The sequence below is a fragment of the Micromonospora globosa genome (assembly GCF_000717585.1).
Classification (GTDB): Bacteria; Actinomycetota; Actinomycetes; order Mycobacteriales; family Micromonosporaceae; genus Micromonospora; species Micromonospora aurantiaca.
The window spans coordinates 1-22,388 of sequence record NZ_JNZR01000053.1 but is presented as its reverse complement, the minus strand read 5'-3'; the positions used below and the strand labels follow the sequence as shown (position 1 = coordinate 22,388).

The window sequence follows — 22,388 nt, the reverse complement described above, 5'->3', positions numbered from 1 at the left end:
GTCAGTCCACACAACCGCCCATGATCGACGGTGGCTGCACCCGTTCACACACCACACCAAGCCCCAGCTCAGCCAAGGTCAACATCCCCGGCTGGAGTATTAGGCGGGTGAACGCGATGACAGCTCGGTGGCCCAACATCAACTGGACGTAACCCCGGAATCTAGAGATCGTTCGGCCACCCAATGACGCGCTCGGCGGTGACGCCTCGAAGGTCGGCTCCGTCCCACCGTGCCCCGGTGACGTCCGTGCGTCCGTACTCCGGATCGTGCGTCCTGACGTAGCCGAACCGCGCGTAGGACAGGTCGGTGTCACGCAGGTCGGCGCCCCGCAGATCGCAGCCGGCAAAGCTGACACCGCGAAGAGACGCGCCCCGAAGGTCGGCGCCACGGAAGTCACACAACTTGAACGAGTGCCCATCCAGGGTGCGGTGCCGAAGATCGCGACCCGCGAACGATTGCCTCGTCGCGCGGAGCGGGGTGCTCACCCGCGAACCGTAGCGTGGTCGCCCGTCGCCGAACCAGCGGTTTCTGCCCACTCACTTGCGGGGCAGTCCGTAGCGCAGGACCGCTACTTCGCCCGCACGTCGTGACGCGCGGGCGCCAACCCGAGCTTGACCGTTAGTCGTAGACCTCAGGCCGCCACAGAGTCTCTTCTCTGCGATCCGCCTCCGGCGGAGCCTGAAGCAACGGATGATCTTGTAACGGGCTGCGGTAGACCTCCAGTTTGTGTTCCGGCTGTGCGTTCCGTAGGGCGGCCACGAGGTCTCCGAGTTCCTCGACGACGGCGATGATCTGCTCCTCGCTGTAGCGGGCAGGGGCGTTGGTCTTCTCTTCGGCTGGCGTGTGCTGGTGCCGTTCGGCGTGTTCGCGTTCTGCCTGGGTCTCGGCGATCCAGCCGGCAACGACGCCTGGGTCGGCGTCGGCGTCGAGCGCCGCCCGGTAGCGCGCCAGTTTGGCGTCGCACCCGGCGATTGTGGGTCCTTCGAGCGCCGTCGGGGCGGCGGTGGGCGCTGCCGCAAGTGTGGCCAAGTTGCTCGCCGAACACGGTCGCATCGAGGAGGCCATCGGCCTGCACCGCAAACGCCTGGACGCCGGCAACGAACTCGCCGCCGGAGACCTCGCCGAACTGCTCGCCGAACACGGCCTTACCCGCGAACTGGAGGCAGAAGTACACGCAGGTACTTCTACGGCCACGTACTGGGTCGAGCTCTCGCCCGATATAAGACCCGGGCGGTGGCGTGCCGCGCGCAAGGACCTGAGCGAGAATGGGCCAGTTCGAACTCTGCGCAACCCTGGAAGGACCCCTCCCTTGGCCGGTGGACTCGTAGCCCTGCTGGATGACGTGGCGGTGCTGGCCCGAGCCGCTGCCGCGTCGATCGATGACATCGGGGCGGCCGCCGCGAAGGCCGGCGCCAAGGCTGCGGGCGTCGTCGTCGACGATGCTGCCGTCACGCCGCAGTACGTACGGAGCCTGGCGGCCGAGCGTGAGTTGCCGATTATCAAGCGCATTGCCCTGGGGTCGCTGCGCAACAAGTTCTTCATCATCCTGCCGGCGGTGCTGCTGCTCAGTCAGTTCGTGCCCTGGCTGCTCACTCCGATCCTCATGCTCGGCGGCGCCTACCTCTGTTACGAAGGCGCGGAGAAGGTGTGGGCCAAGATCGCCCATCACGATGCCCACGGCGCGGGCGAGGAGAAGGTGCAGGACGAGACGACACTGGTGTCCGGGGCGGTACGGACCGACCTGATCCTCTCGGCGGAGATCATGGTCATCACCCTGAACGAGGTGATCGATGAGGCGTTCTGGTCCCGCCTGGCGATCCTGGCTGTCGTCGCCGTCGTCATAACCGTCCTGGTATACGGCGTGGTGGCCCTGATCGTAAAGATGGACGACGCCGGACTGCGCCTGTCGCAACGTTCCGGCGCCGTCGCCACGTTCGGCCGCGGTCTGGTGAGGGCGATGCCGGTAGTCCTCACCGTGCTGACGGTGGTCGGCACCGCGGCGATGCTGTGGGTGGGCGGGCACATCCTGCTGCTGGGCACGAACGAGCTGAACCTGCACTTCCTGTACGAGGCCGTGCACCACGTGGAGGTGGCCGCCCACGACGCCACGGGTGTTCTCGGCGGGCTCGTCGGCTGGCTCGTCAACACGGTGGCCAGCGCGATCCTCGGGCTGATCGTCGGAGCGCTGGTCGTGCTGGTCATGACTCTCACGCTCCACCGCCGCAAATCCAAGCCTGCGACTGCGACTGCGGCGGCCGCGACTCGTACTGACGGCATCATCCCCGCTCCGCCGAGCCGTGCAGCTCAGCGTCGCGACGCTCCTGTGGACCGAGCGCCGCGCGGGTGACCGCAAAATCATCGCAATTCGACCAGGGGGTCAGGCGTTCTGGTGCTGAACCGCTCAGTACTCCAGCCGCACCTGGTGGAGCCAGAGTCTTCACTGGTAGTGGGCCGTTCTGACGCGGTATTGGTGTCGTCGTCGCCATCGTGACCTACCGACACAAAGACCGCGCCCTTGGCCGCGTCCCCGCAGCCACCAAGACCAACGGCTAACTGACTCCACGCGCGCCTACTGCCCGCATCCCGAGCGATGCAAGACCAGGCCAGGGCGCTACCAACATCGGGTTCGGCCCGGGCGGTTCTCGGGCCGGACGGGATTGGCGGGGCAGCCATCGGGGAGGGGAGCGGCCGTTTCGGGCAGGATAGCGGGGTGGCGGTGGGCTTGGACTGGGCGAGCTTCGAGCGCGTGCTGGTAGACGCCCTGGTGCAAGCCGTCCGGTCGACCATCGCCGAACATCCTGACGAGCGGTTCTACGCCGCGGCGTTGGACCGGATCTACCGCGAGACCGATGGCCAGATCACCCTGCCCAGCCTCGCGATGAACAGTGTCGAAGCGTTGGCGCAGCTTCCCGCCGAGGAGCAGACGGATGTGCGGTGGAACGCCGCCGACTGGGACCACTACGACGACGAGTGGCTCGCCGAGGGCCTGACCCGGGATTGGGAACGGCAGCTGGCCGCGGAGGCCTGCCGAGGGACGACCCGGCAGTGGGAGGCGACGTTCCGCCGGTACCTGTCGATGCTCGTGCGCGTGTGTAAGCGAGCCAGGGTCGCACTTCGCACCAGCGGCGTCACCGACCGGGACTTCGTGGTGCTGCTCGACGACGAGTACCACGAGACGCTGATCAAACGCGTCCTCACCGAACGTGAGGTGAGCCGGCACATCCCTGAGTACGACCAGCGGGCGGTCGTGATGGCCCGGGTCGCCGCACTACCGGAGGCCGGACGCGCCGCGTACTACGTCGCCCGGCTGGACGCGTTTGACGGCCCGATCAGCGGCGAGGACGCCCAGGTGGCGCTGCGTGATCTCGGGCTGGCCGCGTTTCCCGCCTTGATCCCCCTGCTCTCTGCCAAGGACCGGGCGTGGCGGGCCGCCAAGCTGCTAGCCGACATCGGCCAACCCGACGGCGGCGTCCTGCGGGCACTGCACGAGGCGCTGACCGAGCGGGAAGGACCGGACCAGTCGTGGGCGGGCCGTGCGCTGGCGCGGCTGGGCCGCCTCGATCTCGTGCTCGACCAGATCCACCGTCTTCCGCAGGAGGTTGTGATCACCGCCGTCGCCGCCCCGTACACCAGCTTCCGCAACCAGGCGGTCATCGCACGGCGGTTGGACTACCGGCCCTTGCAGGACGTCATCGAGCGCCGGCCGGCGTATGTGCCGGCGCTGGCCGAGGAGCTCAAGCCAGGGCGGGGGTACTGCGACATCACCGTCGGCGAGGTCGACGAAGCGATCCGCGGACTGGCCTCGCCGTACGTCGTCATCCGCCGGCACGCGGTGTGCGTGCTCGGCGAATGGCGTCTCGGTGCCGCCGTCGCGAGGCAGGTCCTTCCGCTATTCGGACAGACGGTCAGCCAGGACCCGGACGCCACCGTGCGACGGCTGGCGATCCTTTCCCTGCGTGGCTGGCGCAAGGAGTCTTACCGGCACGCGAACGTGATCAGCGAGGCGCTCAACGACCCAAACGAAGACGTCCGCGAAACCGCCGCCTACTGGCTACGGGAACAGAACGGGCGACCCGCGTGACCGCGTATGTGCTCACGTGGGGTGGGCAGCCGTTGGCGCGCCCATGCCTGGCTGCCGCGACCAACTCGTGAGAGCTGCTGAATCGCGACCTGGCCCTCGCGGACGTCGGACAAGCAATGACCCCCACCATGGGGTGGAGCCGGGTTGAGCTGCCGGACCGTGAAGGAGCGTTAATTAGTGGACGAACGGACCCGCGAACTTCTCGACGCCGCGGTGCGCGAACAGCTTGACACTCACAGCCGGGTTCTACCGCCATGGCGAGCGCACCCGGAGATCGAGCGGTACAGCATCGGCTGGCGCATGGGCTACGGAGAATGGCACCTGATGCTCTGGTGGCACTGGTGGGAGTCCGCCCCCATGGACCAGGCGGCGCGGATCGCGTACTTCCAGGCTGACGAGCCGCCGCACCAGTGGCTGGACTGGGCCGCGGACCAGATCTGGCCGGATGAGGACTTCGGTGAGGCGAGCGTACGCCGCCTCGCCGCACACGGGATCGGTACGCGTCCGCTGTTGTTCCTGGACGTGGACGGAACACTCCTGCCGTTCGCCGGCGCCGCGCTTCAGATGGACGACGAACCCAACCCGTTGCTGGCCGGACTCAGCCCTGAACACGGCCGTCGCCTGGCCGCGTTGCCGTGCGACATGGTCTGGGCCACGACCTGGATGGCCGAAGCGAACGAGGTACTCGCGCCGCGGCTCGGTCTGCCTCAGCTGCCCATCGTCGACTGGCCGGACGAAGATGACGACGACGGTCGGCTGCACTGGAAGACCCGCCACCTCGTCGAATGGGCCGCGGGACGCCGGTTCGTCTGGGTCGACGACGAGATTACCGACGCCGACCGGTCCTGGGTGGCCGCGAACCACAGCTCTCCCGCGCTCCTGCATCGTGTCAACCCACGCCATGGCCTCACCGATGCGGACTACAACACCATCGCAGGATGGCTGATGAAAGACGGCTCCACATGCATGAACGAGGAGACCACGTCCTAGGACGCTCTAGAGGGTGTGCCAGCGACCTCAGGCTCCAGTCGGTTGTCGTGTCGCTGAGTAACCGCGGTGGCCCGCCCCATGATCGCCGCCGATGCGTCCGGCGACTCGGCCCGCACCATCGCCCGGCAGTAGCGGGCCACCGTCCGCCGAGATGTTCCGGCACCTCGACCGCATCGATCCCTGGCTGAAGCGCATGGACCCTGCCGGGCCGCACGAACGCCCCCAGGAGCGCAGCACGCTGAGCCGCGACAACAAGGAGATGCATCCGTACCAGCTCAGCCAGGCTGCCTGGCAGGCCCTCTCGCACGCCGTCGACCACCTGCACTGCCTGCGCACCGTCCTGAAAGACGCGCACGTCATGCACATGTACGCCCCGTACTCGCTGGCCCGAGCCGCCTTGGAGAACGCAAGCGCTGCGGTATGGCTGCTCGCGCCGGACGACCGGGCCGAGCGAGTCCGCCGGCGGTTGCGCTTCGCTGCTCTGGACATCAAGGGCGGCGAGGCGGTCAGGGAACTGCTCGGTGCGCCGGAGGGACGCAAACCCGCGGAGGCCCGCATAGAGCAACAAATCGCGCGGCGGAGAGGTGTCGATCCGAAGACCGCCGTGCGCCGGCTGACGTACGGGGAAGTCGTCGAAGCAGCTGGCGACACCATGCCGGGCGGCAGAGTGCCGTTCGTGCTCACGTGGAAGATGTGCAGCGCTATCGCCCACGGCGACCTTTGGGCCACAATCAACGTGGTCAGCCAGGAGGAGATCCCGGGCGCACCCTCTGGCCTCGCCCACCTGAAGATCACCGCGGACCCGAAGACGTTGTTCTTCGCCGTGTTCTTCGCCGTCTCGATGACCGCCGCCGGCTGGCGCCTGTACGACGATCGGTCGCGCCGCATTCGCACTTAGCGCGACGTCACCCTGAGTGTGGGAACCGTACAGACGCAGAGGACGGCGAGGGGTTGGCGTTCGCCTCCGCCCCGGCCGACTGCCCGCGGGTGGTCTGCGGTCAGGTCGGTGGCCTCGTGTGCTGGTCGACGCCAGCCGGGGCACCAGTTACCGTGCTTTGGCCCTGTGCTGGGCCACGGCCTGGGCTCGGCGTGCATCCTCGCCGGGTAGGTGGGGTCGTCGGGCCCGCTTGGCTTGCAGGGTGGCGGACGCGGGAAGCCTGACAGGTAGGGCAGCGGCTGTCGGATTCGGGCAGGGGCGTTCGTAGTCAGTGTGAGGGACAGCCTACGAGGGTGCTGTCGCGGTCACAGGAGGTGATGGGTGATGCGCCCGTGCGTCAAGGTCCACTGCATGCTCGATCTCGTCGGCCCATTGCCACCGTGACCTTCTCCGAGGTGCCGAACGAGGCGTTCCTGGCCCTCGGTATGCGCGACTACTGGGACGGCTACTTCGCGGGCCGGGCCGCGCTGCTGGGGCTGGCACCGGCGCAGGTGATGCACGCGGTCTTCGACAACTTGCGGGTGGCCGATCGACCTTGCCACCTGGCCCGCGGTCAGCGCGCCGACCGCGGGCCGGGCTCTGTATGCGGGCTCCGGGCGCTCGCTGTGCCGGAGGAGCCGGTGGCCCGGCTTCAGGCGGTACCACGCTGATGAGTGTCCAGGCTGTTGCGGTTGATCATCGAGAGGTAGGGGCATGGCAAAGCTGATTTATGTGAATAACGTGTCGCTTGACGGCTACATGGAGGACGAACGCGGCGCGTTCGCCTGGTTGCCGATGGACGACGAACTATTCGTTGTCTACACCGATCTCCTGCGTTTCGTGGGCACGTTCCTCTACGGGCGGCGGCTGTACGAGGCGATGGCCGTCTGGGAGACCGACGCCGCTCTGGCCGCGCAGTCCGACCTCATGGCCGACTTCGCAAGCGCCTGGCAGGCAGCGAGAAAGGTCGTGTACTCCACGACCCTCGCGGCGGTGTCGACCGCAGACACCCGACTCGAACGCCGCTTCGACCCCGAGGCGGTACACGAACTGAAGGCCACGGCCAGCAGCGATCTCACCGTTGGAGGTGCAAACCTCGCGGCGCAGGCTCTTGAGGCCGGGCTGGTCGACGAGTGCCAGCTGTTCGTTTGGCCCGTGGTCGTCGGCGGGGGTAAGCCGGGCCTGCCGACCGGCATGCGCGTCGACCTTGAGCTCCTCGATGAGCGCCGATTCCGAAACGGCGTCGTACACCTTCGCTACCGCCCTCTCGGGCAGTGAGCGACGGCCCTGTCGGATCGCCAGCGCTTGCATGGCGGCGGAGCGCTGACGGCTGATCCGACCGGAGACCTCCCAGGAAGACCGAAGTGGTCAGCGTTGGTTTCCGCACCTCGAGCCTGCGGGGGCCGATCAGGTGCCGACGCGGCGTGTCTCGTAGGCCCATATCACGATCTCGACGCGGTTGCGGGCGTTGAGCTTGCGCATCAGGGCGGCGATGTGGGTCTTGACGGTGCTGAGGCTGATGGACAGCTCATCGCCGATCTCGCTGTTGGTCCGCCCGCGAGCGGCAGCCAGCAGGACCTGTTCCTCGCGAGCGGTCAGCGGCTCGACAGGTTCAGGTGGCACCGAGCGCGGGCGGCTGTTCGCGAAGGAGGACAGGAGCCTCGCGGTGATGTTCGGTGCGATCAGGGCGTCGCCGCGGGCGGCGGCATGGATGGCCTGGGTGAGCATCTCGGCGCCGGCGTCCTTGAGGAGGAAGCCTCGGGCGCCTGCCTTGAGCGCGTCGTAGACGTACTCGTCGAGGTCGAAGGTGGCGATGACGACGACGGCCAGCGGATCGGCGACGTCGGCCCCGGCGAGCTGGCGGGTGGCTTCGATCCCGTCGACCTCGGGCGCATGCGGGTGTCCAGCAGGCACACATCGGGACGCAGCGAACGGGCCATGGAGGTCGCCCGGCGGCCGTCGGCGGCGTCGCCGACGACGGCGATGCCCGGTTGGGTGTTCAGGATCATGCAGAGCCCTGCTCTGACGATGTCCTGGTCGTCAGCGACCAGCACGCGGATGGTCATGACGCGCGTGCTGTCCGAGGAAGCGTGGCAGCTTTCCGCCGTTGTGTTCAGGCCGCGGCGTCCTTGAGGTCCTGCGCGCGATCGGTGTTCTCCCACAGCAGATCGGGCAGTTCCCGGCCGAAGTGGCCATAGACGGCGGTCTGCCGGTAGATCGGGCGGAGCAGGCGCAGGTCGCGGATGATCGCGGCCGGCCGCAGGTCGAACACCTCGTCGATCGCGCGCTCGATCCGGTGCGTCGGGACGTTCTCGGTACCGAACGTGTCCACGAGGAAGCTCACCGGGCGCGCCTTGCCGATCGCGTATGCGACCTGCGTCTCGCAACGCTCGGCCAGGCCGGCCGCCACCACGTTCTTGGCGACCCAGCGCATCGCGTACGCCGCCGAGCGGTCCACCTTGGAGGGGTCCTTGCCGGAGAACGCGCCACCGCCGTGGCGAGCGTATCCGCCGTAGGTGTCGACGATGATCTTGCGGCCGGTCAGGCCTGCGTCGCCCATCGGCCCGCCGATCTCGAATCTACCCGTCGGGTTCACCAGCAGCCGGTAGTCCTCGACGTCCACGCCCAGGCCGGTCAGCTCCGGCTCGATCACGTGTTCGCGCACGTCCGGGGCCAGCAGTGAATCGAGTGAGATGTCCGCGGCGTGCTGGGACGACACCACCACCGTGTGCAGGCGGGCCGGGCGCGAGCCGTCGTACTCGATGGTGACCTGGGTCTTGCCGTCGGGCCGCAGGTAGGGGATCGTCCGATCCTTGCGCGCGGCGGCGAGCCGGCGGGCCAGCCGATGCGCCAGCGCGATCGGCAGCGGCATCAACTCGGGTGTCTCCGAGCAGGCGTAGCCGAACATCATCCCCTGGTCGCCGGCGCCCTGGGTGTCGAGGGCGTGCACCGAGCCGCCGGCCACCCGCTCGATCGCCCGGTCCACGCCGCGTGCGATGTCGGGCGACTGCGCGCCGATGGAGAGGTTCACGCCGCAGGACAGACCGTCGAAGCCCTTCCGCGACGAGTCGTACCCGATGTTCAGGATGGTGTCCCGGACGATCTGGGGGATGTCCGCGTAGGCCCGCGTGGTCACCTCACCGGCGACGTGGACCTGACCTGTCGTGATCAGCGTCTCCACCGCCACGCGGCTTTGGGGATCCTGCGCGAGCAGGGCGTCGAGGACGGCGTCGCTGATCTGGTCGGCGATCTTGTCCGGGTGGCCTTCGGTCACCGACTCGGAGGTGAAGAGGCGACGTGTCACGGTGCTCCTCGGGGGTGCGGACTCGGTCGCCGAAGCCTGGCGGCACCGGCTCAAGGAAGGCTCAAGAGCGGGCGGACGATGCGTCCATCGGCGTTCCAGTGATGTCGCGGCCGGGATCGTTAGCGTGCCCGTATGACGACCATGCTGATCACCGGCGGAGCGGGCTTCATCGGCGCGAACTTCGCGCACCACGTCCGTCGATGTCATCCCGGATACCGGATCATCTTGCTGGACGCGCTCACCTACGCAGGGAACCGCAGCTCCCTCCGGCCGATCATCGATCACATCGAGTTCGTGCACGGCGACGTCCGTGACGCCGACGTGCTGGATCGGCTGGTCGCGGCCAGCGACACCGTCGTGCACTTCGCGGCCGAATCCCACGTCGACAACTCGCTGCTGGATCCGGCGCCGTTCGTGCAGACGAATCTGGTTGGCACGTTCAACCTGCTCGAGGCGGTACGCCGCTACGATCGGCGGCTACACCACATCTCCACCGACGAGGTCTTCGGTGATCTCCCGCTGGACTCCGACGAGCGGTTCACCGAGTTGAGCCGCTACGACCCCTCCAGCCCCTACGCGGCCACGAAGGCCGGCTCCGACATGCTCGTGCGCGCCTGGGTGCGCTCCTACGGGGTGCGAGCCACCATCTCGAACTGCGCGAACAACTACGGTCCCTACCAGCACGTCGAGAAGTTCATCCCCCGGCAGATCACCAATGTCCTCGCCGGTGACCGGCCGAAGGTCTACGGGCGGGGCGACAACGTCCGGGAATGGACCCACGTCGACGACCACAACACGGCGATAGACGCGATCCTGCGGTCCGGCCGGATGGGTGAGACCTACCTCGTCGGCTCCGGGCAGGAATGCGACAACCGACAGATCGTGCGCCTGATCCTCGAGTTGATGGGCCGGCCCGCGGACGACTTCGACTTGGTCACGGACCGCCCCGGGCACGACGCGCGCTATGCCAACGACAGCGACAAGCTGCGGACCGAGCTGGGCTGGAAGCCCCGGTACGCCGATCTCTCCGCCGGCCTGGCCGGCACGATCGACTGGTACCGCCGCAACGGGTGGTGGTGGAAGCCGCAGAAGGACGCGACGGAGGAGCGCTACCGACGACTGGGTCGCTGACCGGCTCCGTCCTGACGCCTGGCGGAGCCGGCCCGGGAACGGGCCGGCTCAGGCGTGCTCAGGCCAGCTCACCCGCGATGTCCATCACGTAACGGCCGTAGCTCGAACCAGCCATCGCCTCGCCCAGCCGGTGACAGGCGGCGGCGTCGATCAACCCCATCCGCAGCGCCACCTCCTCGATGCAGGCGATCCGCACGCCCTGCCGGGCCTCCAGCGTGCCGACGTAGAGGCTCGCCTGGAGCAGCGACTCCGGCGTGCCGGTGTCCAGCCAGGCGAAGCCCCGGCCGAGGTCGACCAGCCGGGCCCGCCCGCGTTCGAGGTAGACCTGGTTGACGCCCGAGATCTCCAACTCGCCGCGCGGCGACGGTCCGATGTTCTTGGCAATGTTGACGACGTCGTTGTCGTAGAAGTAGAGCCCGGTGACGGCCCGGTTGGAGCGTGGCTTCGCCGGCTTCTCCGCGATGGACACGAGTCGGCCGTCCCCGTCGGTCTCGGCCACGCCGTAGCGCTCCGGATCGTGTACCGGGTAGCCGAAGAGGACGCAGCCGTCCACCTCGCGCGCAGTCTCCAGCAACAGGTCGGAGAAGCGCAGCCCGTGGAAGATGTTGTCGCCCAGCACGAGGGCGACCTCGTCGTCACCGATGTGGTCGGCGCCGATCAGGAACGCCTCGGCGATGCCGCCCGGGTGCGGCTGCTCGGCGTAGCTCAACCGGAGCCCGAGATGCGCGCCGTCACCCAGCAGCCGCCGGAACTGCACGAGGTCGGCGGGGGTCGAGATGAGCAGGATCTCGGTGATGCCTGCGAGCATGAGCACCGACAGCGGGTAGTAGATCATCGGCTTGTCACCGACCGGCAGCAACTGCTTCGACACGGCCAGCGTCAGCGGTCGCAGCCGGGTTCCGGAGCCGCCGGCAAGGATGATGCCCTTCACTGGTCCACCTCGGTCCTCAGTCGTCGATCAACGCGACGGCGCGCGTCCAGCCGGCACCGGCGCCGGCGATGCGGATGGGGAAGCACGCGACCCGGAAGCCGTACGGCGCGGGTAGCTCGCCCAGGTTGGCCAGGCGCTCGATCTGGCAGTACTCGCGCTCGCGCCCGACCATGTGCGCCGGCCACAGCACCGACCGGTCACCGGTCCTGCGGTAGCGGTCGATGATGTCGCCGAACGGCGCGTCCAGGCTGAACGCGTCGGTGCCGATGACGCGCACCCCCAGGTCGAGCAGCAGCCGGGTGGCGGGCCCGTCGAGGCCCGCGAACCGGGTGAAGTATTCCGGGGTACCCGCCCGGGCGTCGGCACCGGTGTGCAGCAGCACGATGTCCATCGGGTCGGGACGCCGGCCGATGCGCGCGAACTCCTTCTCGATGCGGGCCGCGTCGATCACGCCCGTCCCGGCGTCGGTGAGGTCGAGGACCATGCCGGGCCGGAAGAACCAGTCCAGCGGCATGCTGTCGATGTGCCTCGGCGTCCCGTCGCCGTACGTGGTACGGGAACCGTAGTGCGACGGCGCATCGACGTGTGTGCCGGTGTGACTGGTCAGCGAGAGGCGGTCGAGGGACAGGAACTCGCCGTCGGGCAGCTCGTGCGGGTCGAAGTCGACACCGAAGTGCTTGCGCATCTCGGCGCACATGTGTTCGGCGCCCTCGCGCGGGGTGAGCACTTTGTGCACCACCGGGTCGGGCTCGGCAGACGATGCGTCGATCGCTGAGGATAGGTCGATCAGCCGCACACAGCACCTCCGCGGTCGCGTCAGTCGGATGGCCTCGATGCTGCGCGCGGCGGCCGGAACGGCGGTCGAGCGTCGCTTGCGGCCGGAACCAGTGAAGTTCGATGTGTACCGGGCACCGTCGAGCGGAAGCCGAGAAAGCCGATGGAGGACTCCATGCCGCTGGACACCGATCAGACCGCGGGTGCGACCCACACGTACGCCCGGGTCCAAGACTTCTACGCCCGGCACATGCACCTGCTCGATGCCGGCGAGGCGGCCGAGTGGGCCGCCATGTTCACTCCGGACGGCGTGTTCGTCCCGCCGTCGGCGCCCGAGCCGATCCGTGGCCGCCAAGCGCTGGAGGCGGGCGTGCGTAGCGCCGCCGCAGCGCTCGCGGACAAGGGCGAGCAGGTCAGGCACCTGCTGACGATGGCGGCGGTTGAGCCGCGCGCCGACGGTGTGCTCTTCGTGCGCAGCTACACGCAGGTCGTGGTGACGCCGCAGGGCGGTAAGCCGCGGTTGGAAATCATGTGCGTGTGCGAGGACGAACTCGTTGCCGCGGGCGACGAGTTGCTGGTGCGGCACCGTCGGGTCACCCGCGACGACCTCCCCTGAGTGCCGTGGCCGTCGTCGTCGAGCGCGGTGCGAGCGCGGCACCGGCCGCGTGTGACAGGGTCGTCATGTGACACGACACGAGGAACGCGTCTGGCTCGTCACGGGCGCATCGCGCGGGTTGGGCCGGGCGGTGACCGAGGAGGCCCTCGAAGCCGGTGACCGGGTAGCCGGCCTGGCTCGCGACGTGACCTCCTTGGCCGCGCTCGACCGGAAGTATCCGGGCCGGCTGCTCGCCCTGCCGACCGACGTGTCCGACCGAGCGGCGGTGTTCGGCGCGGTGGATCGCGCGGTCGCCCAGCTCGGCGGCCTCGATGTCGTGTTCAACAACGCCGGCGAGCTGCTTGCCGGAATGGTCGAGGAGTACACCGAGGAGCAGGTGCATGATCACCTCGCCGTGAATTTCCTCGGCGCGCTGTGGGTGTCGCAGGCGGTGCTGCCGCGGCTGCGCGCCCGTGGCGCCGGTCACCTGTTCCAGGTGACATCGAAGGGAGCCGGTGAGGGGCGGGGCGGCTACGGTCTCTACGGCGCCGGCAAGGCCGCCCTGAAGGCCCTCAGCGAGGCCCTGGCCGACGAGAGCCGCGACTTCGGGGTCCGGGTCACGATGCTGGAACCCGGCCCGCACGCGACGACTCTCGGCAACGCCATGAAGTCGACGCCGCGCCTGGATGTGTACGACCGGACGCGGCGCCGCCTGGCAGCCGAGGCCCCGCCGCTGGGACCGGTCGCCAGCACCAGGAAGTCGGCGGCCCGGATCCTGGAGATCGCGGGACTCTCCGATCCGCCGATCCGGGAGCCCCTGGAGGCCTGACCGGCTCCAGCGTCGCTCAGCGTCACGTCGAGCGTGCGGCCGCATGGTGCGCGCATGCGAGTGCTGTTCACGCCGTTTCCGTCCAGTTCCCACGTCAACAATCAGGTGCCGCTCGCCTGGGCGCTGCGTGCCGCAGGGCACGAGGTCTGCATGGCGACCCAACCCGACGCGACCGAGGACATCCTCGGTGCAGGGCTGACCGCCGTGCCGGTTGGCGACATGCTCGACGTCGCGCAGCACGTTCGCGACGCGGAGGCCCGCGAGGAGGAACGCCCACCCGCCGACGACGAGGCCGGGTCGTGGCTCGACACCTTCGACATCAGCGAAACCCGCACCGAGTCGCTGACCTACGACTATCTCCACGGCACCCTGACCGCCTGGACGAACGTCGTCCTGCAGAACACCATGCCGCGCCGGGCGCTCGACGAACTCGTCGCCTTCACCGCGCACTGGCACCCCGACCTGGTGATCTGGGACCCGATGTACTTCGCCGGCGCGATCGCCGCGAAGTCGTGCGGTGCCGCGCACGCCCGCTTCCTGTTCGGCCTCGACGTCCTCGGCAACCTGCGCCGGCACTACCTCGCGGCTCTCGCGGCCCGTCCCGCGATCCTGCGTGAGGACCCTCTCGCCGAGTGGCTCGGCCGGTTCGGATCCGGGTTCACTGAGGACCTTGTGGTCGGTCAGTGGACCCTCGACCCGGTTCCGTCCTCGCTCGCGTTGGATACCGGACTGCCGCGCGTCGGTGTGCGGTACGTGCCCTACAACGGGGCCTCCGTCGTGCCGGACTGGATCGGCGAACTGGAGGCCGGCACCGCACGCGTGTGCATCACGCTGGGCATGGCGCATCGCGAGGTGTGGGGCACCGATCGGCTCTCCGTCGGCCGGATCCTTCAGGGTGTCGCGGACCTCGGCGTCGAGGTGATCGCCACCCTCGACGACGTCGAGGCCGACGGGGTGCGGGTCGTGGACTTCGTGCCGCTGGACGTGTTGCTGCCGCTGTGCTCGGCGGTCGTGTCGCACGGTGGGGCGGGATCCTTCCAGACCGCGCTGGTGCACGGCGTTCCGCAGGTCGTCGTGCCGGACATGCTGTGGGACACCGGTCTGAAGGCACGCCGTCTCGCCGGGGCCGGTGCCGGCCTGTACGCCAACGACCTGACCGGCCTGCGGGACCTGGTCGGCCGGGCGCTTCACGATCGGGGGATCGCGGCGGCGGCCCGACGCCTGCGATCGGAGGCGCTCGCCATGCCCGCGCCGAGCGAGGTCGTAGCTCTCCTCGAACGACTCACGGCAGCGAACCGGCCAACGGCAGCGGGCTGAGAGAGACACCCGCTCCAGACACGCTCGACCTCGGCTCGAGCCCGCGACTCCATCGTCGATCGTAGGAGACCGGCACCAATGAGCAGGTCCGCAAGAGCGGGGGAGTCTGCGTGAGTCAACGTCGGGTCGTCATCACCGGGATCGGCGTCGTCGCGCCCGGCGGGTTGGGAGCGAAGGCCTTCTGGGAACGCATCGTGGCGGGCACCCCGATGACCCGCCTGATCACCGCCTTCGACTCCGCCGACTTCCGGTCGCGGATCGCTGCCGAGTGTGACTTCGATCCGTTCCAGTACGGCTTCAGCGAGCACGACATCGGGCGCTTGGACCGGGCCGCCCTGTTCGCGCTCACCGCCACGCGGGAGGCGATGAGCGACAGCGGCCTCGTCGTCGACCGCGACGACGCGCACCGGGTCGGGGTGAGTCTCGGTACCGCCGTTGGCGCCACGCTGCGGTTGGAGGAGCGTTACCGCGCGGTCAGCCACGAAGGGCGCGACTGGCTCGTCGACCACCGGCTCGCCGGCCCCGACCTGTACGACTACTTCGTGCCCAGCTCGATGGCGGCCGAGGTGGCCTGGGCCGCCGGCGCGGAAGGACCCAACGCCGTCGTGTCGGCCGGGTGCACCTCCGGCATCGACGCGGTGGGACACGCCTGGGACCTCATCCGCGACGGATCGGTCGATATGATGATCGCCGGCGCCACCGACGCGCCGATCGCGCCGATCACGGTTGCCTGTTTCGACGCCATCAAGGCCACGTCCAACACCAACGACGATCCAGGCACCGCCGCGCGGCCGTTCGACCGTACGCGTAACGGGTTCGTGCTCGGCGAGGGCTCGGCGGTCCTGGTCTTGGAGGAACTGCAGAGCGCGCGCCGCCGCGACGCGCACATCTACGCCGAGATCCGCGGGTACGCCTCCCGTGGCAACGCCTTCCACATGACCGGCCTGCGGCCCGACGGGCAGGAGATGGCCGCGGCGATCCGCGCCGCCCTCGACACCGCCCGCATCCCGGCCACCGCCGTCGACTACGTCAATGCGCACGGCACCGCGACCAGACAGAACGACCGCCACGAGACCCAGGCGCTCAAGCGGGGCCTCGGCATGCACGCCTACGACGTGCCGATCAGCTCCATCAAGCCGGTCATCGGACACTCGCTCGGCGCCGTCGGAGCGATCGAGGTCGCCGCCAGCGCGATGGCGATCGAGTTCGACGTCGTGCCACCGACGGCCAACCTCCACCACCCCGACGCGGAGCTGGACCTGGACTACGTGCCACGCGAGGCCAGGCAGCGCAAGCTCTCCACAGTGCTGACCGTGGGCAGCGGCTTCGGCGGATTCCAGAGCGCGATGGTGCTCTCCGCGCCCGAGGCGGTGGCAGCATGAGCACCGCCGTGGTGACAGGGCTCGGCGTCGTCGCGCCCAACGGCGTCGGTGCCGGGGATTACTGGGCGGCGACCCTGCGGGGCCGCAGCGCGATCGGGAGAATCGACCTGTTCGACGTCGAGGACTACCCGAGCCGCCTCGGCGGCGTGGTCACCGGCTTCGACGCCGGGAACCACCTGCCCAGCCGGCTGCTGCCGCAGACCGATCGCATGACCAGGTTCGCGCTGGCCGCCGCGGACTGGGCGGTCGCCGACGCCGACATCGACCGGTCGGCGCTGGCCGCGACCGACCTCGGCGTGTCGACCGCGAGCGCGTCGGGCGGATTCGCGTTCGGACAGAAGGAGCTCGAGCACCTGTGCGCCGACGGACCGAGCCACGTCAGCGTCTACCAGTCGTTTGCCTGGTTCTACGCCGTCAACTCCGGCCAGATCTCGATCCGGCACGACATGCGCGGCCCGATCGGTGTACTCGTCGCCGACCAGGCCGGTGGTCTCGACGCCATCGCGCACGCCCGCCGCTCCGTCCGAAAGGGCGCGCCGCTCGTGCTCACCGGCGGGATGGACTCCGCGCTGTCCCCGTACGGGCTGGCCGCGCTGATCTCCAGCGGCATGCTGTCCACCGCCGACGACCCGCGCCATGCCTACCTTCCCTTCGACCGCAGGGCGAACGGCCACGTGCCCGGCGAGGGCGGCGCCATCCTCACCGTCGAGGACGGCGACTGTGCCCGCGAGCGTGGTGCCCACGTCTACGGCGAGATCGCCGGGTACGCCGCCACGTTCGATCCCTCACCGGGCTCGGGTCGTCCGGGCAACCTCGGGCGTGCCGTGCGGGCGGCCCTCGCCGACGCCGGGGTCGGCCCGGACGAGGTCGGCGTGGTCTTCGCCGACGCAGCCGGCGACGCGGACGCCGACCGGGCGGAGGCCGAGGTGATCGTCGACCTCTTCGGCCCGCGTGGCGTCCCGGTCACCGCGCCCAAGACGATGACCGGTCGCCTGTACTCCGGCGCCGGCCCGCTCGACGTGGCGACCGCGCTGCTCTCGCTGCGCGACAAGGTCATCCCGCCGACCGTGAACGTCGTCGCGGACTACGCCCTCGACCTGGTCGAGGCCCCCCGGCCCCTGACGGCGTCGGTTGCCCTGGTGCTGGCCCGCGGCCGGCAGGGCTTCAACAGCGCACTGGTTGTACGTGCCCCACGAAAGGAAAACTGATGAGTCAATCCGTCCGATTGAGCGTTCCCGATCTGATGACCATCCTGGCCACCTGCGCCGGCGCAGCGGAGCCCGTCGACGCGGCCGCCGAAGACCTCGGCGAGGTCCCGCTGGCCGACCTGGGCTACGACTCCCTCGCGTTGCTCGAAGCGTCGAGCGCCGTCGAACGGCGGTTCGGTATCTCGCTGCCCGAGGAGGAGGTGGCCGAGGTGCGGACGCTGAATCAGCTAGGCGACCTGGTCAATGACCGCCTCGCCCAGGTCCGGTGACCGGTGCCGACCCGATGCGTCTGATCGGCAGCGGTTTCCTCGCCCGGCATCTGCGGCCGCTCGCGGACGCGTACCCCGGCGTCACCGTGCTCGCTGCCGGGGTACCGAGGCACCCGCTGCCGGACGCCGAGCACGAGCGTGAGGCTCGGCTGGTGGCCGACACACTCCGGGACTGTGTGCGCGACGGCCGGCAGTTGGTGTTCTTCTCGACCGTCAGCATGTACGGCGGGCCGGGTTGCCAGGGACGCGAAGACGACCCCGTCGAGCCGGCCCTCCCGTACGGACGGCACAAGCTGGATCTGGAAGGGATGATCCGCGACTGCGGCGTTCCGTACCTGATCCTGCGCCTCGGGTACGTGCTCGGTCCCGGAGAACCGGAGTTCCGGCTCGTGCCCGCCATCATCCGGCAGCTTCGCGCCGGACGCGTCACGGTCCAACCAGGCGCCCGGCGCGACATCGTCCACGTCGAGGACTGGATGACGGTCGTCGACCGGCTGCTCGCCACCGGCGTCACCGACGAGGTCGTCAACGTGGCGTCGGGCGACTGCGCTGAGATCGCGGCCGTGATCGACGTGCTGGAGCGGCATCTCGGCGTGACGGCCGAGCGGGTGCTCCTCGACTCGACAGTGTCGCACTGCCCGTCGATCGCCAAGCTGCGCACGCTCGTACCGGAGGTGACGGCGTTGGGTTTCGGGCCGGGCTACCATCGCGTAGCCCTGGCCCGCTACCTCTCCTCCCTCCGCGCTACAGGGTGATGAGCGGGAATCCCTCGTCGTCCAGCGGCTGGCCGGGCTCGAATCCCGCCATGTGCCCGTCCTGGACGCCGGGGCGGTAGGTGGCGTCAGCATTGACGTACACGATGCCGTGGCCCATCCGACGTGCGTCGGACGTGTTGCTACCGGCCAGATGCACGGTACGGCAGTGGTGAAACGTCACGTCACCGGCGCGCAGTGGCACGGTCACCCGCGGCTGCCACGGGAACTCCGGCCAGATGTCGGTGATGTCGGCGAACTCCTCGAAACTCGTCATGTGCTCCTGCCGGTGCTCCGGCGGTCGCAGGTGCGAACGGGGCACGTACGACAGGCAGCCGCGCTCGACCGGGACGTCGGACAGCGCCACCCAGGCGGTCAAGGCCCGCGACAACGACGACAACGGCAGCCCGGTCTCGTCGTCGTGTACGAGCGTCGGCGCCGCCTTGTGCGGCTCCTTCGCGAGCACCTCGCTGGTGTACAGCCGCATCGGGCCATCGGCGAGCTGCAGCGCGATCGAACCGATCGCCGGGTGAAGGGCCAGTTCCCGGATCGTGTCGCTCTTGCGCCAGGCCTGCGCGACGTAGTTGACCTCGACACCGTTGACGCCGTCCCAGATCTCCATGTGGCTGTCGAGGAGCTGGGCGGCCGCCTCGGCATACCGGGCCACCTCGTCGGCGTCGAGCACGCCCGGCACGTGGACGAAGCCCTGTTCCCGGTAGCGGCGGATGGTCTCGTCAGAAATCGGATCGATCATGCTTCGCGCGCCTGTGTCTCCCATGGACTACGTCCTCCCGTCACGGTGACTGCCGCCCACAGGGTGCGGCGCGCCGCTCGAGTCCTTCGCGTCAGCCGGTAGACCCGCACCGGCCCGGCGTGCTCGCTGCCCGAGTCCGTTTCGAGCGCAGCCTGGGATCGTCCGGAGTTCCAGCCCTACGACCGGGAAGAGAGTCGGGTTCTGATGACGACACCGAACCGGGGCAGCGGCGAGCTCGACGCCCTGCTGGACCAGTTACGTGAGTACGTGACGCCGCAGCCGCCGTGGATCAGCCTGCCGCCACGAGCGTTCACCTCGCCCGAGCTGTATGAGCTGGAACTGGACCGGATCTTCCGCCGCTCGTGGATCATGGTGGCCCGGGCGGACCAGCTCGCCGGGCCCGGCGACTACCTCGCGCTGACGATCGCGGGGGAGCCGTTGCTGCTGACCCGCGACCGCACCGGCGCACTCAACGCGATGTCGCCGATCTGCCGGCACCGGATGATGCCGGTCGTCGCGGCCGGTACCGGGCGGGCCGAGCACTTCACCTGCCCGTACCACCTGTGGCGCTACGGCCTGGACGGCCAGCTGATCGCTGCGACGCACATGCGGGGGAACCCCGCCTTCGACCCCGGCACCTGCCGGCTTCCCGGGTTCGCCGTCGAACAGTGGCAGGGTTTCGTCTTCGTCAACCTCGACAGCGGCGCACCGCCGCTGCGCACCCACCTGAGCCGCATCGGCGAGGACCTGGGTAATTACGAGCTGGGCGCCATGACGCAGGTGGGTTCGTTCGTCGAGGACTGGCACTGCAACTGGAAGGTCGCCGTCGAGAACGTCCACGAGAACTATCACGTCATGGGCTTCCACCCGGAGACGATCCAGCCGTCGACGCCGGGCGGCTCCGACACCGACGTGCGCGACGATTCACCCCTGGTGCTGCGGTTCACGGTGCCGTTCAAGGAGCCGCAGGATGTGGAGTTCCTCCGGCTGACCGAACAGGAGCGACGCCAGGTCTACAACGTCTCGGTCTTTCCCTGCACGAGTTTCGCCGCGGCCGGCGAGACGGTGATCTGGCTCAGCTTCATCCCGACCGCGATCGACCGGACCGAGGTGCGCGGCGGGATCCTGGCGCCGAGTCAGACCGTCGAGGGCACCGACGCCGAGCAGCTTCAGCAGATCCGCGAGGGGAACGAGGCCTACGCCGCGGTGATCAACGGCGAGGACCAGCGTGGCCTCGAAGAGGTGCAGCGGGCCGTCGGATCCCGTTTTGCCGGACGCGGTCACCTCAGTCCGAAGGAGCCGGCGGTGCCGGTGTTCTACCGCAAGCTCGCCGCCGCGCTGCTTGCCGAGGAGTACCGGGAACCGGCGGAGGCCGGCCCGCTAGCCGCCGTCCAGTCGTCGTTGAGCTGACGACCAGCGCCTTGGCCGACGGTAACCGGATCGACAGCAGCCGCACGAGAATGGGGTACCGGTCATGTTGAGTTGTCGGACGTGCGGTGGGGAACTGCGCGAGTTCTGTGACTTCGGCCCGCAGCCGCTGTCCAGCGGCTTTCTGGAGCCGGACTACGTCGGCGACGAGTTCTTCTTCCGCCTGGCCGTCGGGGTGTGCGGGCAGTGCTCGATGGTGCAGCTGATCGAGGAGGTTCCGCGGCACCTGATGTTCAACGGGCACTACCCGTACCTGTCGTCGGGCTCGGCCACCATGCGCAAGCACTTCGAGCAGACCGCCAAGCACTTCATCGACACCGAGCTGACCGGCGACGACGCGTTTCTGGTCGAGTTGGGCTGCAACGACGGCGTCATGCTGAAGGTCATCGCCGACGCCGGGATCCGGCACCTGGGCGTCGAGCCCTCGCAGAGCGTCGCCGCGGTCGCCCGCGCCTACGGCGTACAGGTGACCACCGAATTCTTCCAGGAGTCCTCCGCACAGCAGATCCGGGCCGCGTCCGGGCCGGCGCAGGTGATCTACGCCGCGAACACCATCTGCCACATCCCGTACCTCGACTCGATCTTCCGCGGCGTCGACGAGTTGCTGGCACCCGACGGCATCTTCGTGTTCGAGGACCCGTACCTCGCCGAGATCGTCGACCGCACCTCGTTCGACCAGATCTACGACGAGCACTTCTACTTCTTCTCGGCCGTGTCGGTGCAGGCGATGGCGGCACGGTTCGGGTTCGAACTGGTCGACGTCGAGCGGCTGCCAGTGCACGGCGGCGAAGTGCGGTACACGATCGCGCGGCGCGGCGCCCGTCCAGCCTCCGCGCGGGTCGCCGCGCTGGTGGCCGAGGAGCACGGCCGTGACCTCGCCGGGCAAGGTACGCTGAAGCAGTTCGTCGGCCGGGTGGAGCAGGCCAGGGAGGAACTGACCACGCTGCTGCGGCAGTTGAAGGCCAACGGCCAGACGGTGGTCGGCTACGGAGCGACCGCGAAGAGCGCGACGGTGACGAACTACTGCGGCATCGGACCCGACCTGATCTCCTTCATCTCCGACACGACGCCGAACAAGCAGGGCCGGCTGACCCCCGGTTCGCACATCCCGGTGCGGTCGCGGGATGCGTTCGCCGCCCCGTACCCCGACTATGCGCTGTTGTTCGCCTGGAACCACGCCGATGAGATCATCGCCAAGGAGCAGGAGTTCCGGAAGGCCGGCGGCAAGTGGATCCTGTATGTGCCGGAAGTCCGGGTGGTCTGAGCCCGCCGTGAACCGGCCGCCGCCGACAGGGAGGCGGCCGGTTCAGGTCTGCGCGAGCCGCCGCAGCACCGGTACCAGCTCCGCCGGGGTCGAAGCGGCGAGCATCTCGTGGCGCAGGTCGCCGGCGCAGGCCCGGAACGACGGCTCGTCGAGGACGCGTCGGATCAACGCCCGCACCTCGCTCGCCGCGGACCGTCCCGCGACCCCGCACACCGCCACCCCGGCGCGCTCCATGCGTTCGGCCCGCGGGCCGTTGCACCACAGCTTGTACGGCACGATGACCTGGGGTACGCCGTGGATGAGTGCGGTCTGGGAGGTGCCTGATCCGCCGTGGTGGATGATGGCGGCGCAGGTGGGCAGGAGTACGTCGAGGTTGACGAACTCGACGGTGCGTACGTTGTCCGGTATGGGGTGGCCGGGCGGGATCTGGCTGTTGCTCAGGGTGGCGACGACGTCGACGTCG

Annotated in this window: 23 protein-coding genes and 1 pseudogene; 16 read left to right on the top strand and 8 right to left on the bottom strand. The window is 69.1% G+C overall.

What is annotated here, in order from left to right; all coding sequences use genetic code 11:
- Positions 1 to 161 precede the first annotated feature (161 nt).
- Together IF06_RS0130600 and IF06_RS32920 are read right to left on the bottom strand one after the other, a co-directional pair.
- Positions 162 to 485 (bottom strand): pentapeptide repeat-containing protein, encoded by a 324-nt coding sequence (locus tag IF06_RS0130600; RefSeq protein ID WP_049794834.1) that lies wholly within the window; start codon positions 483 to 485, stop codon positions 162 to 164.
- A gap of 133 nt (positions 486 to 618) precedes the next feature.
- The gene (locus tag IF06_RS32920; protein ID WP_145824220.1) at positions 619 to 1,029 is read right to left on the bottom strand and encodes a hypothetical protein; all 411 of its coding nucleotides are present in this window, start codon (positions 1,027 to 1,029) and stop codon (positions 619 to 621) included.
- On the opposite strand from IF06_RS32920, the gene IF06_RS0130590 reads away from it, so the two are divergent.
- The 6 genes from IF06_RS0130590 (at position 1,022) to IF06_RS0130565 (ending at position 7,265) form a co-directional block, all read left to right on the top strand.
- Entirely contained in the window at positions 1,022 to 2,347 is a 1,326-nt protein-coding gene (locus IF06_RS0130590; protein ID WP_232236807.1) for a DUF808 domain-containing protein, read from the top strand. The two genes, IF06_RS32920 and IF06_RS0130590, sit on opposite strands and share 8 nt — an antisense overlap.
- A gap of 363 nt (positions 2,348 to 2,710) precedes the next feature.
- Positions 2,711 to 4,081, top strand: coding sequence for a DUF4303 domain-containing protein (locus IF06_RS0130585; RefSeq protein WP_030275194.1), 1,371 nt, complete (start codon positions 2,711 to 2,713; stop codon positions 4,079 to 4,081).
- A gap of 507 nt (positions 4,082 to 4,588) precedes the next feature.
- Positions 4,589 to 5,071, top strand: a complete 483-nt coding sequence (locus IF06_RS34515) for an HAD domain-containing protein (RefSeq protein WP_369752301.1) — start codon at positions 4,589 to 4,591, stop codon at positions 5,069 to 5,071.
- A gap of 151 nt (positions 5,072 to 5,222) precedes the next feature.
- Positions 5,223 to 5,969, top strand: a complete 747-nt coding sequence (locus IF06_RS0130575) for a hypothetical protein (protein WP_030275191.1) — start codon at positions 5,223 to 5,225, stop codon at positions 5,967 to 5,969.
- Between the two features lie 419 nt (positions 5,970 to 6,388).
- Positions 6,389 to 6,658, top strand: coding sequence for a helix-turn-helix domain-containing protein (locus tag IF06_RS32445; RefSeq protein ID WP_232236806.1), 270 nt, complete (start codon positions 6,389 to 6,391; stop codon positions 6,656 to 6,658).
- A gap of 43 nt (positions 6,659 to 6,701) precedes the next feature.
- Positions 6,702 to 7,265, top strand: coding sequence for a dihydrofolate reductase family protein (locus tag IF06_RS0130565; RefSeq protein WP_030275190.1), 564 nt, complete (start codon positions 6,702 to 6,704; stop codon positions 7,263 to 7,265).
- Between the two features lie 129 nt (positions 7,266 to 7,394).
- On the opposite strand, the pseudogene IF06_RS32440 reads toward IF06_RS0130565, so the two are convergent.
- Both IF06_RS32440 and metK read right to left on the bottom strand, forming a co-directional pair.
- A pseudogene (locus IF06_RS32440) lies at positions 7,395 to 8,053 on the bottom strand (response regulator).
- A 47-nt stretch (positions 8,054 to 8,100) separates the two neighbouring features.
- Positions 8,101 to 9,291: a methionine adenosyltransferase gene (metK, locus tag IF06_RS0130555; protein ID WP_030275189.1), complete on the bottom strand. Its 1,191-nt coding sequence runs from the start codon at positions 9,289 to 9,291 to the stop codon at positions 8,101 to 8,103.
- Positions 9,292 to 9,432: 141 nt separating this feature from the next.
- On the opposite strand from metK, the gene rfbB reads away from it, so the two are divergent.
- Positions 9,433 to 10,422 (top strand): dTDP-glucose 4,6-dehydratase, encoded by a 990-nt coding sequence (rfbB, locus tag IF06_RS0130550; protein ID WP_030275188.1) that lies wholly within the window; start codon positions 9,433 to 9,435, stop codon positions 10,420 to 10,422.
- Positions 10,423 to 10,480: 58 nt separating this feature from the next.
- Here the strand turns inward: rfbB and rfbA are convergent, their stop codons facing one another.
- Together rfbA and IF06_RS0130540 are read right to left on the bottom strand one after the other, a co-directional pair.
- A complete protein-coding gene (gene rfbA, locus IF06_RS0130545) occupies positions 10,481 to 11,353 on the bottom strand; it encodes a glucose-1-phosphate thymidylyltransferase RfbA (RefSeq protein ID WP_013287171.1) in 873 nt (290 codons plus the stop codon).
- Between the two features lie 16 nt (positions 11,354 to 11,369).
- Complete coding sequence (locus tag IF06_RS0130540) at positions 11,370 to 12,092, bottom strand: cyclase family protein (RefSeq protein WP_232236805.1); 723 nt, start codon at positions 12,090 to 12,092, stop codon at positions 11,370 to 11,372.
- Positions 12,093 to 12,302: 210 nt separating this feature from the next.
- Between IF06_RS0130540 and IF06_RS0130535 the strand changes: the two genes are divergently transcribed.
- The 7 genes from IF06_RS0130535 (at position 12,303) to IF06_RS0130505 (ending at position 18,482) form a co-directional block, all read left to right on the top strand.
- Positions 12,303 to 12,743 carry a nuclear transport factor 2 family protein gene (locus IF06_RS0130535; RefSeq protein WP_030275186.1) on the top strand — a complete coding sequence of 147 codons (441 nt, stop codon included), beginning with the start codon at positions 12,303 to 12,305 and terminating at the stop codon, positions 12,741 to 12,743.
- A 67-nt stretch (positions 12,744 to 12,810) separates the two neighbouring features.
- A complete protein-coding gene (locus IF06_RS0130530) occupies positions 12,811 to 13,551 on the top strand; it encodes an SDR family NAD(P)-dependent oxidoreductase (protein WP_013476207.1) in 741 nt (246 codons plus the stop codon).
- Between the two features lie 54 nt (positions 13,552 to 13,605).
- Positions 13,606 to 14,868 carry an activator-dependent family glycosyltransferase gene (locus IF06_RS0130525; protein WP_030275184.1) on the top strand — a complete coding sequence of 421 codons (1,263 nt, stop codon included), beginning with the start codon at positions 13,606 to 13,608 and terminating at the stop codon, positions 14,866 to 14,868.
- A 110-nt stretch (positions 14,869 to 14,978) separates the two neighbouring features.
- Complete coding sequence (locus IF06_RS0130520) at positions 14,979 to 16,250, top strand: beta-ketoacyl-[acyl-carrier-protein] synthase family protein (RefSeq protein ID WP_030275182.1); 1,272 nt, start codon at positions 14,979 to 14,981, stop codon at positions 16,248 to 16,250.
- Positions 16,247 to 17,458 carry a ketosynthase chain-length factor gene (locus IF06_RS0130515; protein ID WP_030275180.1) on the top strand — a complete coding sequence of 404 codons (1,212 nt, stop codon included), beginning with the start codon at positions 16,247 to 16,249 and terminating at the stop codon, positions 17,456 to 17,458. The genes IF06_RS0130520 and IF06_RS0130515 overlap by 4 nt, the downstream gene beginning before the upstream one ends.
- Complete coding sequence (locus tag IF06_RS0130510) at positions 17,458 to 17,727, top strand: acyl carrier protein (protein WP_030275178.1); 270 nt, start codon at positions 17,458 to 17,460, stop codon at positions 17,725 to 17,727. The genes IF06_RS0130515 and IF06_RS0130510 overlap by 1 nt, the downstream gene beginning before the upstream one ends.
- 14 nt (positions 17,728 to 17,741) lie before the next feature.
- A complete protein-coding gene (locus tag IF06_RS0130505) occupies positions 17,742 to 18,482 on the top strand; it encodes an NAD-dependent epimerase/dehydratase family protein (RefSeq protein ID WP_030275177.1) in 741 nt (246 codons plus the stop codon).
- On the opposite strand, the gene IF06_RS0130500 is transcribed toward IF06_RS0130505, so the two are convergent.
- Positions 18,472 to 19,233 (bottom strand): phytanoyl-CoA dioxygenase family protein, encoded by a 762-nt coding sequence (locus tag IF06_RS0130500; RefSeq protein ID WP_232236803.1) that lies wholly within the window; start codon positions 19,231 to 19,233, stop codon positions 18,472 to 18,474. The genes IF06_RS0130505 and IF06_RS0130500 overlap by 11 nt on opposite strands.
- Before the next feature lie 204 nt (positions 19,234 to 19,437).
- On the opposite strand from IF06_RS0130500, the gene IF06_RS0130495 reads away from it, so the two are divergent.
- Together IF06_RS0130495 and IF06_RS0130490 are read left to right on the top strand one after the other, a co-directional pair.
- Entirely contained in the window at positions 19,438 to 20,643 is a 1,206-nt protein-coding gene (locus IF06_RS0130495; protein ID WP_036311887.1) for an aromatic ring-hydroxylating oxygenase subunit alpha, read from the top strand.
- A gap of 64 nt (positions 20,644 to 20,707) precedes the next feature.
- Positions 20,708 to 21,925: a class I SAM-dependent methyltransferase gene (locus IF06_RS0130490; RefSeq protein WP_013287160.1), complete on the top strand. Its 1,218-nt coding sequence runs from the start codon at positions 20,708 to 20,710 to the stop codon at positions 21,923 to 21,925.
- A 42-nt stretch (positions 21,926 to 21,967) separates the two neighbouring features.
- Here IF06_RS0130490 and IF06_RS34075 read toward each other — a convergent pair.
- Positions 21,968 to 22,388, bottom strand: a 421-nt coding sequence (locus tag IF06_RS34075; RefSeq protein ID WP_030275175.1) for a nucleotide disphospho-sugar-binding domain-containing protein, incomplete at its 5' end; no start/stop codon positions are given.